Source organism: Micromonospora sp. NPDC049374 (genome assembly GCF_040677165.1).
Classification (GTDB): Bacteria; Actinomycetota; Actinomycetes; order Mycobacteriales; family Micromonosporaceae; genus Micromonospora.
Genome location: NZ_JBFAQH010000016.1, coordinates 72,342 through 85,189 on the forward strand (window position 1 = coordinate 72,342; position 12,848 = coordinate 85,189).

Here is a 12,848-nt window from a genome sequence, read left to right on the forward strand (position 1 = left end):
CCCCGACCGACTGACGACAAGCACGCCGGGGTCGCCGCGTCCGGTAGCTCCTGTCGGGAGGACGGAGTACCGGGCGCGACGACCCCGGCGGGTCCGGTGAGCGACGCCCTGCGCCGCCAGGTCAATTGAAGATGCTTACCCCACCCGGGCCGACGAGCAGCCCGACAACGATGAGGACGATGCCCCAGAGGATCTGCCGGCGGAACAGCGCGAGGATGCCGGCGACCACCAGTACGACTGCGAGAATCCAGAGAATCAGCTCCATGGTTGCTGAATACCCCCGGCGGCGACTTCGGAAACCTCGCCCTGATCAAGGTGATCGCCCAGGTGGAAGATGCTGTACGCCTGCTTGATCACCGGGTGGGCAACGTTGCGCACGCGTACTCCTCCCGGGGTGGTGCCCCGCTCGGAACCGTGGTGGGCGTGCCCGTGCAGGGCGAGCGCGGTCGGCGCGGCGTCGACCGCCTGCCCCAGCTGGTAGCAGCCGAGGAACGGGTAGATCTCCAACGGCTCCCCGGCCAGGGTGTCCGGCACCGGGGCGTAGTGGGTGAGTGCCACCAGCACGTCGCAGTCCAGCGAGCGCAGCGCCTCGCTCAACCGGTCGGCGCTCTCGGTCGTGGTGCGTACGAACGCCTTCATCTCCGGCTCGCCGAAGTCGCTGGCGCACCGGCCGGCGAAACCGCCACCGAAGCCCTTCACCCCGGCGACGCCGAGGCGGCCACCCGGGCAGTCCAGCACCACCCCGTCGCCCTCCAGTACGGTGATGCCCGCCTCCTCCAGCGCCCCGACCACCTGGGGCACCTGGTCGCACTGATGATCGTGGTTGCCGAGCACGGCGATCACCGGTACACCCAGGCCGCCGAACTCCCGGGCGACGCAGCGGGCCTCGGCCTCGGTGCCGTGCCGGGTCAGGTCGCCGGCGAGGAGCAGCGCGTCGACGCTGCCCGGCAGTTGCTCCAGGGTCGGCCGGAACCGGCCGACCACGTCTTCGTCCAGATGCACGTCGCCCACGGCGGCGATCCGGATAACCATCGAACCTCCCTCAGGGCAGTTGCTCGATCTCCGTGGGCGCCTGTACGCGGATCACCCCGATGTCACTGGTGATCGGGACGTCCGGGAAGCGATCGGTCACCCGGCGCAGGATCTCCTCCCGCCGGTGTGCGCTCTCGACCTCGCCGTGCAGCACGAGAGCGCGTTCGGTGCGGACCACGGTGATGCCCTGTTCGGCGACGGCCGGATCTTCGGTGAGCAGCCGGTGGATCTCCGCCTCGACGTACTCGTCGGGCGGACCGGCGCCGGAGTCGAGGTGCGCGGTCACGTTGTCCCCTTCCCGTCGGCCGTGCCGGAGTGCGGCACGACGTCCAGCCTGTCCAGCAGCACCAGGAACGACTCGGCGTACGGCGAGTGCTGCGTCTCCTTGCGTACCCGTTCCCAGTCGATCTGCTCACGTAGCGAGCGCGCCAGCGGCAGCCCGCGGGCGAAATCGCAGTAGTGCTGGGAGAAGCTGAGCAGTTTGTGCACCATCAGTTGGGTGGCCGACAGCACCGGCATGTGGATGGCGTCCACCGGCCGCACGACCGTGTCGGCGAAGGTCTCCTCGGTCACCGGCGTCTCGATCGGGCGGTGGATCAGGTCCACCATCCGGCCGCCGTCGTAGACCTTGACCAGCCAGTCCTCTGGCGGCCGCTCGGCGGTGAAGCCGGCCTGCCCCAGCGCCTCCAGCGCGGCTTCGACGTCGGACTCGCGGATGAGGAAGTCGACGTCGTGCTCGCTGGAGTGCCCTCCGTGCGCGTACACGGCGAAGCTGCCGCCGAGAGCGAATGGGATCTCGGACTGTTTGAACACGGCGGCGACCTTCTTGAGGGTGTGTAGGAGAGTCTCGTCGTCGCGCTCGGCCATCTCGCCTCTCCCGTCGCCTCGTCGGGGGTGCCACCGGTGGGATCTCCGATCGGTACCCGGCATTCCGGTCGTCCACACCTGCGCCGCACGTGCAACGGGATGAACAGGTCTGAAACCGGATCTATGGTGCACCCGTCGTGCACCCGTCGGATAGCCTTTCCAGGGTGGCCAGATCGATGGGAGCGCCCGCTTCGACGGGAGTCCGCCGTGCCCGGGGCCGGCTCCGCACCGTAGCTCTGATCGGCATCGACGGCTCAGGCAAGACCACCCAGGCGTACCGGCTCGCCGAGGCGCTCACCGCAGCCGGGTTCCCGGCCACCTACCACCGCAACGCGGGTGGGCGGCGCTGGCTCGGCCGGGCGGCACACCGACTCGGTCGGCCGGATGCCCAGAGTCTCCTCGGACGGGACGGAATGCTCCTGATGGAGTCCGTGCTGCGCTGGCTGGCCATCGCGATGACACTGCTCGGTGGTCTGTTCAACGGGCGGGTGGCCGTGATGGACCGCTACGCGGCCTGCCAGTACGCGAGCCTGCGGGCACATGGCGGGCATCGCTGGGAGCGGCTGGTCCGGGCTGCCTACCGACTCTTCCCCCGACCGCAGGTGACGTTCCTGCTGACCGTCGAGCCGACCGAGGCGTACCGGCGGATCGAGCGCCGGGGCACCGACCACGAGAGCCTTGGCTTCCTGGCCGCCGCCGACCTGGCCTACCGCACCCTGCCGGAGTACCCGACGTTCGTGCCGGTCAATGCCGATCTCCCGGCCGAGGAGATCGCCCGGGAGATCCGGGGGCACCTGAACGCCTGGCTGGCAGCCCCGGGCGAGCCGACCGACACCGCGCCGGTGACGGAACTGGTTCCGCTTCAGGCCCGCCCGTAGACCGGTACGGCCGCGCCGCTGGTGGGCGCCGACTCGTCCGACGCGAGGAAGCGGATCACCGAGGCGATCTCGGCCGGGTCCACCCAGCGGGTGTGGTCGGCGTCCGGCATCGAGTCGCGGTTCGTCGGGGTGTCGATGACACTCGGCAGCACCGTGTTGCAGCGGACCCCGGCCGCCTTGTACTCCACCGCCACGGCGGCGGCGAAGCCGAGCACGGCGGCCTTCGCGGTGACGTAGCCGGCGACTCCCGGGAAGGGCGTGACCGCCGCCCGGGCAGCGACACAGACCACCGCGCCACCACCGGCGGCGACCAGGTGCGGCAGCGCGGCCCGGGTGACCAGGTGGGTCGGGCGGAGGTTGAGCGTGAGCATCCGTTCGAAGTCCTCGACCGGCGTCTCGTGCAACAGACCGCCGCTGGCGTACCCGCCGACGAGGTTGACCACGGCGCGTAGTGGCGCCTCGGGATCCCGGGCCGCCACCTCGGCCACCCGGGCGGCGTCCTGCGGGTCGGTCAGGTCCGCGACGATCCGGACGGGAGCGTTGACCTCGGGTCCACCCACCGGGTCCGGTTGCCGACGCTGGGGCGCGACCACCCGCCACCCGGCGGCCACGAACGCGGCGCTGACCGCCGTGCCCAGTCCGCCCGTGGCCCCGGTGACCAACACACTGCGATTCGCCATGACCTGAGGTTAGTGCGGTGCCCGATCGGCGGGTGCGGAGCCCCACCCGACCGGATGGACCCGGCCCGGCGGGGGAGGCGGTTCGGCAGCGGCGGGTGACAGGCTGGGCCGGCCGCATCGGTGCACGTCACGGTTGACCCTCCCGGATTACTGAAAGTAAGTTTCAAAGGTGGCGAAGAGCCCGAAGGTTTCCGCGAATCCCGGGCCCGCTGGGCTGGTCGTCCACATCAGCGGTCTGCTTCCGGCGCTGACGCCGGCCGAGCAGCGGGTCGCCCGGCTGGTGGTCGCCGACCCGGCCGACGCCGCCCGCCGGACCATCACCGACCTCGCCACCGCCGCCGAGACCTCCGAGGCGACGGTGATCCGGTTCTGTCGTTCGGTCGGCATGGACGGCTACCCGCAACTGCGGCTCCGGCTGGCCGCCGAGGCCGCCCGGCGCGTCGAGCCGCCGGACACGCGGGTGGTCGGCGGAGACATCCCGCCCGGCGCCGACCTGGCCCAGATCATCGCGACCATCGCCTTCAGCGACGCCCGTGCCGTGGAGGACACTGCCGATCAGCTCGACCCAGCGGTCTGCGAGCGGGTGGTGGACGCGATCGTCGGGGCCGACCGGATCGACATCTACGGTGCCGGTGCGAGTGGCCTCGTCGCCTCGGACTTCCAGCAGAAGCTGCACCGGATCGGCCGCACCGCCTGCTACTTCCCCGACGTGCACACCGCGTTGACCTCGGCCGCCCTGCTCGCCCGCGGCGACGTCGCCGTCGGCATCTCACACACCGGCACCACCTCGGAGGTGATCGAGGTGCTCGGGCAGGCCCGGTCCGGGGGCGCCACGACGGTGGTGCTCACCAACTTTCCGCGCTCTCCGGTCACCGAGGTCGCCGATCACGTCCTCACCACCGCCGCGCGCGAGACCACCTACCGGTCCGGCGCGACGGCCAGCCGACTGACCCAGCTCACCGTGGTCGACTGCCTCTTCGTCGGGGTGGCCCTGCGTAACCGGCCTCGAACCCGCAAGGCGCTGGAGGCGACCGACGAGGCGGTCCGTTCCCACCGGGTGGACTCCCGCCGGAGGAGAGTGTGACGGCCGAAGCCGATGCGCCGCACCATCCCCACCCACGGCGGCCGTCCGGCCCGTCCGGGCCGGCGTACCGACCGGACGGGCCGGGGCGGACGATGCGGCGCGGGACGCCGCAGAGGCGGGCAACCGTGTAGATCCCGGGGGGACACGGTGCGCGGGCCCATCCCGTACGTCCTCGGTGCGGTCGCCGCGTCCCGGGCCAACGGTGCCGCGAGTGCGCTGCTCCGCGCGAATCCGGAGACGTCGGTCCGCCGGGCCGTGGACGCCTTCATCCGGTGGACACCGGACCGGAGATGGTCGCCGGTCCCCACTGCCCTGATCAGGTACGCGGCCGGTGCCCCGGCTCGCGTCAGCAACGGGACAGCCAGTCGAGGCGCCCGACCGTGGCGGGCATAGGACCGGGGCGCGGATTGTTCATCAGGGCGTGGGGTATTACCACCGGCGTGGATGAACCGAGCGGTCCACGTACGCGTATCAGGCAGTGACCAGGATCGCAGCACGGCGGTGACCCGGGTCGCTGCGACTATCGGCCGGGCAGTGCTGCCATGGACCGGGACGGACGGCGATCCGTCGATCCGTCGACCTCACGGGGTGCCTGCCGACGACAGTCAGGCAGGGTGCTGACAGCAAACGTGGACGCTGCTCTCAGCGGATTATCAGGCATTCGTGACACTTTCGACCCACGACATGGAATCCCCGACACGTCTCATCTGTTGTGTAGATGTCAGCACCGATGGGCACAGCGGAGGTTACGGGGGAGGGCTGATGGGCGTGGGGATGGCAAGGAACCGGGCAACCGGCGCGAGCGAGGGGACCGTGGGCACCGTGGACAAGAACATCGGAATGCGAACTGACGAGGTCGCCGAGGAGCGCGACCTGGTCGGAGTCTACCTGCACGAGATCTCCCGGACGCCGCTGCTGGACGCCGCCAAGGAGGTCGACCTCTCCAAGGCCATCGAGGCCGGCCTGTACGCCGAGCACCTGCTCGGTGAGGACCGCGTCCCCGACGGGGTCACCCGGGAGGAACTGGAGCGGCTGGTCGCCGACGGTGAGCGGGCCAAGGACCTGTTCATCCGCGCCAACCTGCGACTGGTCGTGTCGATCGCCCGACGTTACGTCCGCTCCGGCATGCCCATGTTGGACCTCATCCAGGAGGGCAACACCGGTCTGGTCCGGGCGGTCGAGAAGTTCGACTACGAGCGTGGCTACAAGTTCTCGACCTATGCGACGTGGTGGATCCGCCAGGCCATCAGCCGGGCGATCGCCCAGCAGGAGCGCACCGTGCGGCTGCCGGTGCACCTGGTGGAGGACGTCAACCGGATGCGTAACGTGGCCCGGCAGCTCACCCGTGAGCTGGGCGGCGACCCGGAGCCGGAGCAGATCGCGGCGGCGCTGGGGGTGACCGTCGAGCGGGTCAACGAACTGGTCCGCTGGTCGCAGGACACCGTGTCGCTGGACACGCCCGTCGGCGACGACGGCGACACCAACCTCGGTGACCTGGTCGCCGACAGCGACGCACCCTCCCCGGAGGAGATCGTCCTCACCGGGTTGGAGCGGCAGCGAATCGAAGGGCTGCTCAACCACCTGGACGACCGTTCGGCCGGCATCATGCGGGCCCGGTACGGGCTGGAGGACGGCCGCGAGCACTCGCTGACCGAGGTGGCGTCGCGGTTCTCCCTGTCCCGGGAGCGGATCCGGCAGCTGGAGATCCAGGCGCTCGGCCGGCTCCGCGAACTGGCCCGAGCAGAGGGCCTGCAAGCGGCCTGATCAGGCGACAACAACGGCGAACGGCCGGCGTCCGACAGCGGACGCCGGCCGTTCGCCGTTCTTCGTTGTCGGTTGCGCCGCCGCCGAAAACGGCACGTCACGACCGGCGGCTCAACGCACCCGACCGTAACCGTACGGTGACATCAGGTCCACGGATCGCTTCTCCACGTTGCGGCCGAAGGTCGGCGCGTGGATGACCTGCCCGTCGCCGACGTAGATGGCCACATGGCCGAGGCTGCGGTAGAAGACCAGGTCGCCGGGGCGCAGCTCACTGCGACTGATGTGGGCCACCACGCCCCACTGCATCCGGGTGTTGTGCGGCAGGGACCGGCCCGCCGCCCGCCACGCAGCCGAGGTCAGCCCGGAGCAGTCGTAGCTGCCCGGCCCGTCCTGGCCCCAGGCGTACGGCTTGCCCAGCGCGCCGTAGGCGTACCGGACGGCGACGCCGGCCTTGCCAGAGACGGCGGGTGCGTCCTGGGCGCTGCTGGCCCGGTTCGTCGCTCGTTCGGTCGCCCGGCCGTACGCCTGACGGCGCATCTCGTAGAGCTTGGCGAGATCGCGCTCGATCCGTTTCTTCGCCGAGGACAGTTCGCGGGACTGCGCCGCCTGACGGCTGAGCGTGACGTCCAGCCGGGTCTTCTCGTCGAGCAGCCGCCGCTGGTCGGCGGTGTAGCTGGCGATGGTGGACTGCCGCTGCCGGGTCAGGTGGTCAAGCGTGCCGAGCCGGTCCAGCACGGAGGTCGAGTCACCGCCGTGCAGCAACGCGTCGACGGTGCCGAGGTTGCCGGTCTTGTACGCGGTCACCGCCAACTCGCCGACGTCCGCCCGGCTCTGTTCGGCCTGCTGCTCCAGCGGGCCGATCCGGTCCTGCAACCGCTCCACCGCGGCGCGGTTCTCCTTTATCTTCTCCCGCAGTTCGTTGTGGGCCTCCACCACGCGTTCCAACTCGACGGAGGCCTTCTCGATCCGCCGGGTCAGGTCGGCGGGGGAAGGTTCGGCCCGGGCCACCGTCGCCGGCACGAGCAGCGCCAGCGTGAGGGCGGCGACCGTCAGGGCTCGCAGCGTGTGCGTCAGGGACGACAAGAGCCCGAATGCTCCTCTCCCGGGGGCCGGCGCGGGGCGGATGAGGCTCCGCGACGGCGACGGCCCGGTGCCGTCCGGGTGGACGGCGGCCGGCCGGGCCGACCTGCCCAACCTAGTACGGGACGGGAGTCATCCGCAGAGAAAGCCGGGACCACTGGGAGTGCTGTGGCGGAACACGCAGCGACAACCAGCGTCAAGCAGGTTATCGGCGACATGTCGGACTGGTCGCTCCCGGCATATGACGTCGGATGCAGGGACGTTTTGACCGACAAGCCGGACTTGACGGGCTCTTTCCGGCGCCGTCGACCGCTCGCAAGCCCCTGACCATCGGAAACGTCGCGGCCGGAGTGGCGCGGGCGGCCCACAATGAATCGCGCGACCGGGAATCCCGTCAACCGGCGTCAATGCGCAAGGCCGACGGAGACCGACCCGGTGCCACCAGCCGTGGGAGGAGGGGGCGTGAATCCTGATGGCGCGACAACGCGGACGCCACGGACACCCCGAGGCGCCGGCACCGGGCCGACGTTGCTCTACGCCCGGCCCGGGATCATCGTCACGGTCGACCGGTTCACCGTCGGCCGCAGCAGCTGGCGCGTCGCCGAGCTGACCCATCTGCACAGCACCCGAGGCCCGCACGACCGGGCGGCGACCCGGGCAGTGCTGGTCTCGACGGTGGTGATCGGCGGGGTGGGACTGCTGCTGGGGTTCACTGGAGGACTGCAACGGCTCACCGCCGGGGCGTACCTTCTGCTCGGTGCCGTGTTCCTGGTGCCGGTGCTGCTCGCGGCGGCGGGTGACCGCTGGCGGCCACCGGCCTACGAGCTGTGGGGCCGCCGGGCGGGGACCGACGAGCTGCTGTTCAGCAGCGACGACGAGCACCAGTTCGGCCAGGTGAGCCGGGCACTGCGCCGAGCCCGTGAGATGAACAGCTACGGCGGCTGGGAGGACCCGCTGGCCGGTGTCGACCCGTGGCGACCGCGACGATGAGGCCGGGCCGCTAGCCGGCGATCGGCTCGGGCGCCTGCGCCTGCGCCTGCTCCCGCTCCCGCTGCTCGGCCGTGACCAGTGCGCTCACCCGCCGCTCCGCCCAGAAGGAGACGAACGGTACGGTGCCGGCCAGCATCACCAGGATCATGCGCTTGAGCGGCCAGTCGGCCCGCCGGGACAGGTCGAACGCGGCGACCAGGTACACCATGTAGAGGAAGCCGTGTGCCTGGCCCACGGTCTCCACCACGATCGGGTTGTCGAAGCCGTACTTGAGTGGCATGCCGATCACGACCAGCAGGATCAGCACCACGCCGACGACCCAGGCGATCACGCGGTAGCGGGTGAGGGCAGCGCGCACTTCTCGTCCGTCCTTCCGGGCCCGGCTCAGCCGGGATAGTCGCCGGGCCTCGCGCCCGGATTGGCGTTCAACCATGACAGGTAGCGGTTGTAGGCGACCAGGTCGGCGTCGTCCTCACCGGGGCCGGCGGAGACCCGGGCAACCCGCACCGGGCGTCGGATCCCAGTCCGTGGCTGGTCGGTGCGGGCGGGGTCGGCCGAGCCGGAGGCGGTGACGTCGGGCTCGGCTGAGTCGGCCGGACGACCGGCGGACGCCAGGACGACCGGGTCCCGGTTCGGCGGGATGACCGTGCGTAGCGTGTGGCGTACCTCTCGCCACCATACGAAGACCACGAAGCCCGCGAAGATCGGCCACTCCACGGCGTAACCCCAACTTATGGCGTTACCCGCTGCGGCCCGGCTGACCTGCCACCAACCCAGACCGAGAAAAGTGGTCACCAGCACGACCATGGCCACGTGGCGAGCGATCCACGCCGGGGTCCAGAGCCGCTTCATGTCCACGAGGGTACCGAAACCGACCGCCTTCTCCGACGCGGTGTCGTAGTGCGGCGGGGTTTGGCCACACCCGGGGTGGGCAACCGTACAGACGCCAGCCCAGGACGGATGAGGGGGCGAGATGACGGCATCGGGACGACCGGACGGATTTCCCACCGGCGGTACGGAGGTGAGCCCCGAGCAGCGGATCCCGGAGTGGGGCGACGACCGGACACCGGCCCCCGCACCCGAAGCCGACCTGCTCGGCATCGATCCCGCCGAGCTGGGCGAGGAGGATCTCATTCGGGAGATGCAGAGTCTGCATCGCACCCGTCTGGACACGCTGCGCCACGCCACCGACTCGGCGCTCGCCAATCACCTGCGGCGCACCGCCGAGTTGGAGACCGAGTACCTCGCTCGTCACCCGGGGCGCGAGGTCGACCCGAGCCGGCTGCGGGACGCGTGATGGCGTACGCGGAGCGGGGGGTGTCCGCGCCCCCGGAGGTGGTGTTCAACACGGCCACCGATCCCGACCGGATCTCCTCCTGGCTGCCCGAGCCGTTGCTGTCGAGTGACCCGGCCCGGGAGGGCGACGCCGGTCAACTGCGGGCCCGCTGGACTGCCCGTGGCGCCGACTGGTCGGCCGAACTGCACGTGGAACCGGTCGACGCGGGCGGTTCGCGGCTCCGGCTGGAACTCGGCGGGGGTGGCGAGAACGTCGACCGGCTCGCCGACGAGGCGCTGAACAGCCTCGCCCGCGAGGTGGCCGACAACCTGCAGGCCGGCTGACTCGGCCGGCGCTGATTCGATCGGACCCGCCGCCGGACCGCGGCGAAATCGAAGCGTGACCCGAAGAGGAGGCCGGGTGAGCGATCTGAAGCAGAAGGTGGCGCGGTTGCGCCAGGCGTACGCGCCGCACGAGCACCGCCCGCTCGGTGGCTACCTGGCGGCGATGGGCACCTACGCCGGGGTGACCGGCGCGATCGCCGGCCTGGTGAAGGTGACCGGGCGAAGCGTGCCCGAGCGACCCGCCACGTCGGACGTGGTGCTGCTCGCCATCGCCACCCACAAGCTCAGCCGGCTGCTGTCCAAGGACGCGGTGACCAGTCCGTTGCGCGCCCCCTTCACCCGGTACGACCGGCCGATCGGCAGCGGCGAGGTGATGGAGCAGGTACGCGACTCGGGCAGCTCCACCCGCCATGCCATCGGCGAGCTGCTCAGCTGCCCGTTCTGCCTGGCCGTGTGGGTGGCCACCGGTCTCACCGGCGGGCTGGTGCTCGCGCCGCGACTGACCCGGCTCGTCGCCACGGCGCTGACCGCGGTGGCGGCCTCCGACTTCCTGCAGATGGGGTACGCGGTGGCCCAGCAGGCGGCCGAGGGCGGTGGCGAGGAGGATTGACGGTAGGTACGGCGAGGCCGACCCGGGAAGCGGGTCGGCCTCGCCGTTGCTGCTGTCTGACCGGTTGCCGGCGGCACGTGCCCGGTCGACTCAGGTTGCCTGGCGTGTCGCGCGGGGCCTCAGGCAGCGGCGGGACGGCGGTTCAGCGCTGCATTCCGGACCAGCCGCGGGGCGACTCCGGCTCCCGCTCGTCCTCGTCGGCACCGGTGATGATGTCCCGGTCGACGGCAGTGCGGTCGTGCTCGTTGGCGAAGTCGGGTTCCGGCAGGGTGTCCGTCCCCTCCGGTGGCTGGCCGAGCGCGGGCGGATGGGGGTGCTGGTCTTCCTCGCGCTGCGTCATCGTGTTCCTCTCCTCGTCGCCGGTGCCGGCGGGCTGGTCACCCCGCCGAGCCACCCAGCAGGTCGGTCACCTCGTCGACCGCGTACTCGCCCTGCGGCAGCGCGTTGAGCCGGGACAGCAGCTGTGCCGGCAGCTCCGCGGCGACCGCGCGGCGGTAGATGTCCACCTGACTGATCCGCTCCTGACCGTGGTAGAGATCGTCGAGCAGTTCGTCGAGCGGACGGGTGTCCACCTCATCGGTCTCCACCTCGTCACCGACTGCCGCAGCCGTGCCGGGCAGGTCGGTGGTGGGCGGATCGAGCCCGGCGGTGTCGACCACGGGCACGTCGGCCAGGATGGCGTCGGGTAGCCGAGCCTGCGTCGTGGGTGCCGTGGCTGCCTCGGTCACGGGTACGTCGTCGGTCACCCGCGTGACCTACCCGCCCCCACCCCGCCAAAACACCCCACCCCCACCCCCCACCCCACCCCCCACCCCACCCCCCACCCCCCACCCCACCTCCCTCGCCCTCACCCCTCGCCCCGTCGCGTTGATCATGAAGTTGGCGGCACCGTGGAGATCGAACACTGCCGCTAACCTCATGATCAACACGAAGGTGGGGGGAGGGGTGAGGGGGAGGGGGAGGTTAGGCGGGGGTGGGGAGGGAGGTGGTGGCGCGGCGGGCGCGGACGGCGGCGGCCAGGTCGGCCAGCACCTCGTCGGTGGTGTCCCAGCCGATGCAGGCGTCGGTGACCGACTGGCCGTAGGTGAGTTCGCGGGTGGGGTCGAGGTCCTGTCGACCCGGTACCAGGAAGCTCTCCAGCATGATCCCCACGATGCCCCGCTGACCGGCGGCGATCTGCGCGGCCACGTCGGCGGCCACCGCGGGCTGGTTACGGTGGTCCTTGCCGCTGTTGGCGTGACTGGCGTCCACCACGAGACGTTCCGGCAGCCCAGCGGCTCGCAGCAGGTCCAGTGCGCCGGCCACCGACGCGGCGTCGTAGTTCGGCCGGCCGCCGCCGCCCCGCAGCACCAGATGCCCGTCCGCGTTGCCCCGGGTGTGCATGATCGCCGGAGTGCCGGAGACGTCGATGCCGGGAAAGACGTGCGGCACGCCGGCGGCCCGGATCGCGTCGACCGCGGTGGCGATGCTGCCGTCGGGACGGTTCTTCATGCCGATCGGCATGGACAGCCCGGAGGCGAGCTGGCGATGCACCTGACTCTCCACGGTGCGCGCCCCGATCGCCCCCCACGCGACGGTGTCCGCGATGTACTGCGGGGTGATCGGGTCGAGGAACTCGCAGCCCACCGGCAGGCCGAGACGCAGCACGTCGAGCAGCAGCGCCCGGGCCCGACGCAGACCCGTGTTGACGTCTCCGGAACCGTCCAGCCCCGGATCGTTGATCAGGCCCTTCCAACCCACGGTGGAACGCGGCTTCTCGAAGTAGACCCGCATCACGACGAGTAGGTCCTCGTCGACCCGCTGGGCCGCCGCCTGGAGCCGTTGGGCGTAGTCGAGGGCAGCGGCGGGGTCGTGGACCGAGCACGGCCCGACCACCACCAGCAACCGGTCGTCGGTCCGGTCGAGCACCTGGCCGACCGCCCGCCGGCCGGCCAGTACGGCCGCCGTGAGGGCGTCGTCCAGGGGCAACTCGTGCAGCAGCAGGGCCGGGGTCGTCAGCGGTACGACACGGTCGATCCGCTGGTCGATGACCCGGTGGTTCTCCGGGGTCGTCACGGTGGGCATCCTTCCGCCGACCGCACCCGGGGCCGGTGCCCGGGTCGAGCCGGCTGCTCGTACGCGAAAGGGCAGGAACGAAAGCTCCTGCCCGGCCGGCTCGACAACGGTGACGTCAGATCATGGCGAAGTCACCGGCCTGCGAGCCGGCTGGCTAAACCATCGATACGAGTGCGTCACGGCGGTAA

18 protein-coding genes are annotated in these 12,848 nt (G+C 71.1%); 7 read left to right on the forward strand and 11 right to left on the reverse strand.

Annotated elements, in window-relative coordinates:
- Positions 1-121: 121 nt before the first annotated feature.
- From AB0J93_RS24240 to AB0J93_RS24255, 4 genes are read right to left on the reverse strand one after another with little or no spacing between them, the layout of a single operon-like run.
- Positions 122-265 (reverse strand): GPGG-motif small membrane protein, encoded by a 144-nt coding sequence (locus AB0J93_RS24240; protein WP_007464364.1) that lies wholly within the window; start codon positions 263-265, stop codon positions 122-124.
- A complete protein-coding gene (locus tag AB0J93_RS24245; protein WP_363924616.1) occupies positions 256-1,032 on the reverse strand; it encodes a metallophosphoesterase in 777 nt (258 codons plus the stop codon). Before AB0J93_RS24245 ends, AB0J93_RS24240 begins: the two co-directional genes overlap by 10 nt.
- A gap of 10 nt (positions 1,033-1,042) precedes the next feature.
- Positions 1,043-1,318, reverse strand: coding sequence for a hypothetical protein (locus AB0J93_RS24250; RefSeq protein ID WP_363924617.1), 276 nt, complete (start codon positions 1,316-1,318; stop codon positions 1,043-1,045).
- Positions 1,315-1,899 carry a nucleotidyltransferase family protein gene (locus tag AB0J93_RS24255; protein WP_363924618.1) on the reverse strand — a complete coding sequence of 195 codons (585 nt, stop codon included), beginning with the start codon at positions 1,897-1,899 and terminating at the stop codon, positions 1,315-1,317. The genes AB0J93_RS24250 and AB0J93_RS24255 overlap by 4 nt, the downstream gene beginning before the upstream one ends.
- 176 nt (positions 1,900-2,075) lie before the next feature.
- On the opposite strand from AB0J93_RS24255, the gene AB0J93_RS24260 reads away from it, so the two are divergent.
- Positions 2,076-2,777 carry a dTMP kinase gene (locus AB0J93_RS24260; protein ID WP_363924669.1) on the forward strand — a complete coding sequence of 234 codons (702 nt, stop codon included), beginning with the start codon at positions 2,076-2,078 and terminating at the stop codon, positions 2,775-2,777.
- Here the strand turns inward: AB0J93_RS24260 and AB0J93_RS24265 are convergent.
- A complete protein-coding gene (locus tag AB0J93_RS24265; RefSeq protein WP_363924619.1) occupies positions 2,762-3,457 on the reverse strand; it encodes an SDR family NAD(P)-dependent oxidoreductase in 696 nt (231 codons plus the stop codon). The two genes, AB0J93_RS24260 and AB0J93_RS24265, sit on opposite strands and share 16 nt — an antisense overlap.
- A gap of 169 nt (positions 3,458-3,626) precedes the next feature.
- On the opposite strand from AB0J93_RS24265, the gene AB0J93_RS24270 reads away from it, so the two are divergent.
- Together AB0J93_RS24270 and AB0J93_RS24275 are read left to right on the forward strand one after the other, a co-directional pair.
- The gene (locus tag AB0J93_RS24270) at positions 3,627-4,541 is read left to right on the forward strand and encodes a MurR/RpiR family transcriptional regulator (RefSeq protein WP_363924620.1); all 915 of its coding nucleotides are present in this window, start codon (positions 3,627-3,629) and stop codon (positions 4,539-4,541) included.
- Positions 4,542-5,315: 774 nt separating this feature from the next.
- The gene (locus AB0J93_RS24275; protein ID WP_363924670.1) at positions 5,316-6,305 is read left to right on the forward strand and encodes a sigma-70 family RNA polymerase sigma factor; all 990 of its coding nucleotides are present in this window, start codon (positions 5,316-5,318) and stop codon (positions 6,303-6,305) included.
- Positions 6,306-6,416: 111 nt separating this feature from the next.
- Here AB0J93_RS24275 and AB0J93_RS24280 read toward each other — a convergent pair whose 3' ends face one another.
- Positions 6,417-7,388, reverse strand: coding sequence for an NlpC/P60 family protein (locus AB0J93_RS24280; protein WP_363924621.1), 972 nt, complete (start codon positions 7,386-7,388; stop codon positions 6,417-6,419).
- 459 nt (positions 7,389-7,847) lie between these two features.
- Between AB0J93_RS24280 and AB0J93_RS24285 the strand changes: the two genes are divergently transcribed.
- Entirely contained in the window at positions 7,848-8,375 is a 528-nt protein-coding gene (locus tag AB0J93_RS24285) for a DUF6232 family protein (RefSeq protein WP_363924622.1), read from the forward strand.
- A 10-nt stretch (positions 8,376-8,385) separates the two neighbouring features.
- Here the strand turns inward: AB0J93_RS24285 and AB0J93_RS24290 are convergent, their stop codons facing one another.
- Together AB0J93_RS24290 and AB0J93_RS24295 are read right to left on the reverse strand one after the other, a co-directional pair.
- Positions 8,386-8,733 (reverse strand): DUF3817 domain-containing protein, encoded by a 348-nt coding sequence (locus AB0J93_RS24290; RefSeq protein ID WP_363924623.1) that lies wholly within the window; start codon positions 8,731-8,733, stop codon positions 8,386-8,388.
- 26 nt (positions 8,734-8,759) lie between these two features.
- On the reverse strand, positions 8,760-9,227 hold the full coding sequence (locus AB0J93_RS24295; protein WP_363924624.1) for a hypothetical protein: 468 nt from the start codon (positions 9,225-9,227) through the stop codon (positions 8,760-8,762).
- Positions 9,228-9,348: 121 nt separating this feature from the next.
- Between AB0J93_RS24295 and AB0J93_RS24300 the strand changes: the two genes are divergently transcribed.
- The 3 genes from AB0J93_RS24300 (at position 9,349) to AB0J93_RS24310 (ending at position 10,605) form a co-directional block, all read left to right on the forward strand.
- On the forward strand, positions 9,349-9,672 hold the full coding sequence (locus AB0J93_RS24300; RefSeq protein WP_363924625.1) for a DUF6158 family protein: 324 nt from the start codon (positions 9,349-9,351) through the stop codon (positions 9,670-9,672).
- Positions 9,672-9,995: a hypothetical protein gene (locus AB0J93_RS24305; RefSeq protein WP_363924626.1), complete on the forward strand. Its 324-nt coding sequence runs from the start codon at positions 9,672-9,674 to the stop codon at positions 9,993-9,995. Before AB0J93_RS24300 ends, AB0J93_RS24305 begins: the two co-directional genes overlap by 1 nt.
- Before the next feature lie 76 nt (positions 9,996-10,071).
- Positions 10,072-10,605 carry a DUF1360 domain-containing protein gene (locus AB0J93_RS24310; protein ID WP_363924627.1) on the forward strand — a complete coding sequence of 178 codons (534 nt, stop codon included), beginning with the start codon at positions 10,072-10,074 and terminating at the stop codon, positions 10,603-10,605.
- Positions 10,606-10,747: 142 nt separating this feature from the next.
- Here the strand turns inward: AB0J93_RS24310 and AB0J93_RS24315 are convergent, their stop codons facing one another.
- The 3 genes from AB0J93_RS24315 to AB0J93_RS24325 form a co-directional block, all read right to left on the reverse strand.
- Positions 10,748-10,945 carry a hypothetical protein gene (locus tag AB0J93_RS24315; RefSeq protein WP_093410663.1) on the reverse strand — a complete coding sequence of 66 codons (198 nt, stop codon included), beginning with the start codon at positions 10,943-10,945 and terminating at the stop codon, positions 10,748-10,750.
- Positions 10,946-10,982: 37 nt separating this feature from the next.
- Positions 10,983-11,192, reverse strand: coding sequence for a hypothetical protein (locus AB0J93_RS24320; RefSeq protein WP_363924671.1), 210 nt, complete (start codon positions 11,190-11,192; stop codon positions 10,983-10,985).
- Between the two features lie 376 nt (positions 11,193-11,568).
- Positions 11,569-12,669, reverse strand: coding sequence for a 3-deoxy-7-phosphoheptulonate synthase (locus tag AB0J93_RS24325; RefSeq protein WP_363924628.1), 1,101 nt, complete (start codon positions 12,667-12,669; stop codon positions 11,569-11,571).
- Positions 12,670-12,848: the final 179 nt, after the last annotated feature.

What these genes read in the sequence shown, in the direction of transcription:
- AB0J93_RS24240 (WP_007464364.1), bottom strand. Translation starts at nt 265, where the DNA reads ATGGAGCTGATTCTCTGGATTCTCGCAGTCGTACTGGTGGTCGCCGGC.
- AB0J93_RS24245 (WP_363924616.1), bottom strand. Translation starts at nt 1,032, where the DNA reads ATGGTTATCCGGATCGCCGCCGTGGGCGACGTGCATCTGGACGAAGAC.
- AB0J93_RS24255 (WP_363924618.1), bottom strand. Translation starts at nt 1,899, where the DNA reads ATGGCCGAGCGCGACGACGAGACTCTCCTACACACCCTCAAGAAGGTC.
- AB0J93_RS24260 (WP_363924669.1), top strand. Translation starts at nt 2,076, where the DNA reads ATGGGAGCGCCCGCTTCGACGGGAGTCCGCCGTGCCCGGGGCCGGCTC.
- AB0J93_RS24265 (WP_363924619.1), bottom strand. Translation starts at nt 3,457, where the DNA reads ATGGCGAATCGCAGTGTGTTGGTCACCGGGGCCACGGGCGGACTGGGC.
- AB0J93_RS24275 (WP_363924670.1), top strand. Translation starts at nt 5,316, where the DNA reads ATGGCAAGGAACCGGGCAACCGGCGCGAGCGAGGGGACCGTGGGCACC.
- AB0J93_RS24295 (WP_363924624.1), bottom strand. Translation starts at nt 9,227, where the DNA reads ATGAAGCGGCTCTGGACCCCGGCGTGGATCGCTCGCCACGTGGCCATG.
- AB0J93_RS24300 (WP_363924625.1), top strand. Translation starts at nt 9,349, where the DNA reads ATGACGGCATCGGGACGACCGGACGGATTTCCCACCGGCGGTACGGAG.
- AB0J93_RS24305 (WP_363924626.1), top strand. Translation starts at nt 9,672, where the DNA reads ATGGCGTACGCGGAGCGGGGGGTGTCCGCGCCCCCGGAGGTGGTGTTC.
- AB0J93_RS24315 (WP_093410663.1), bottom strand. Translation starts at nt 10,945, where the DNA reads ATGACGCAGCGCGAGGAAGACCAGCACCCCCATCCGCCCGCGCTCGGC.
- AB0J93_RS24325 (WP_363924628.1), bottom strand. Translation starts at nt 12,669, where the DNA reads ATGCCCACCGTGACGACCCCGGAGAACCACCGGGTCATCGACCAGCGG.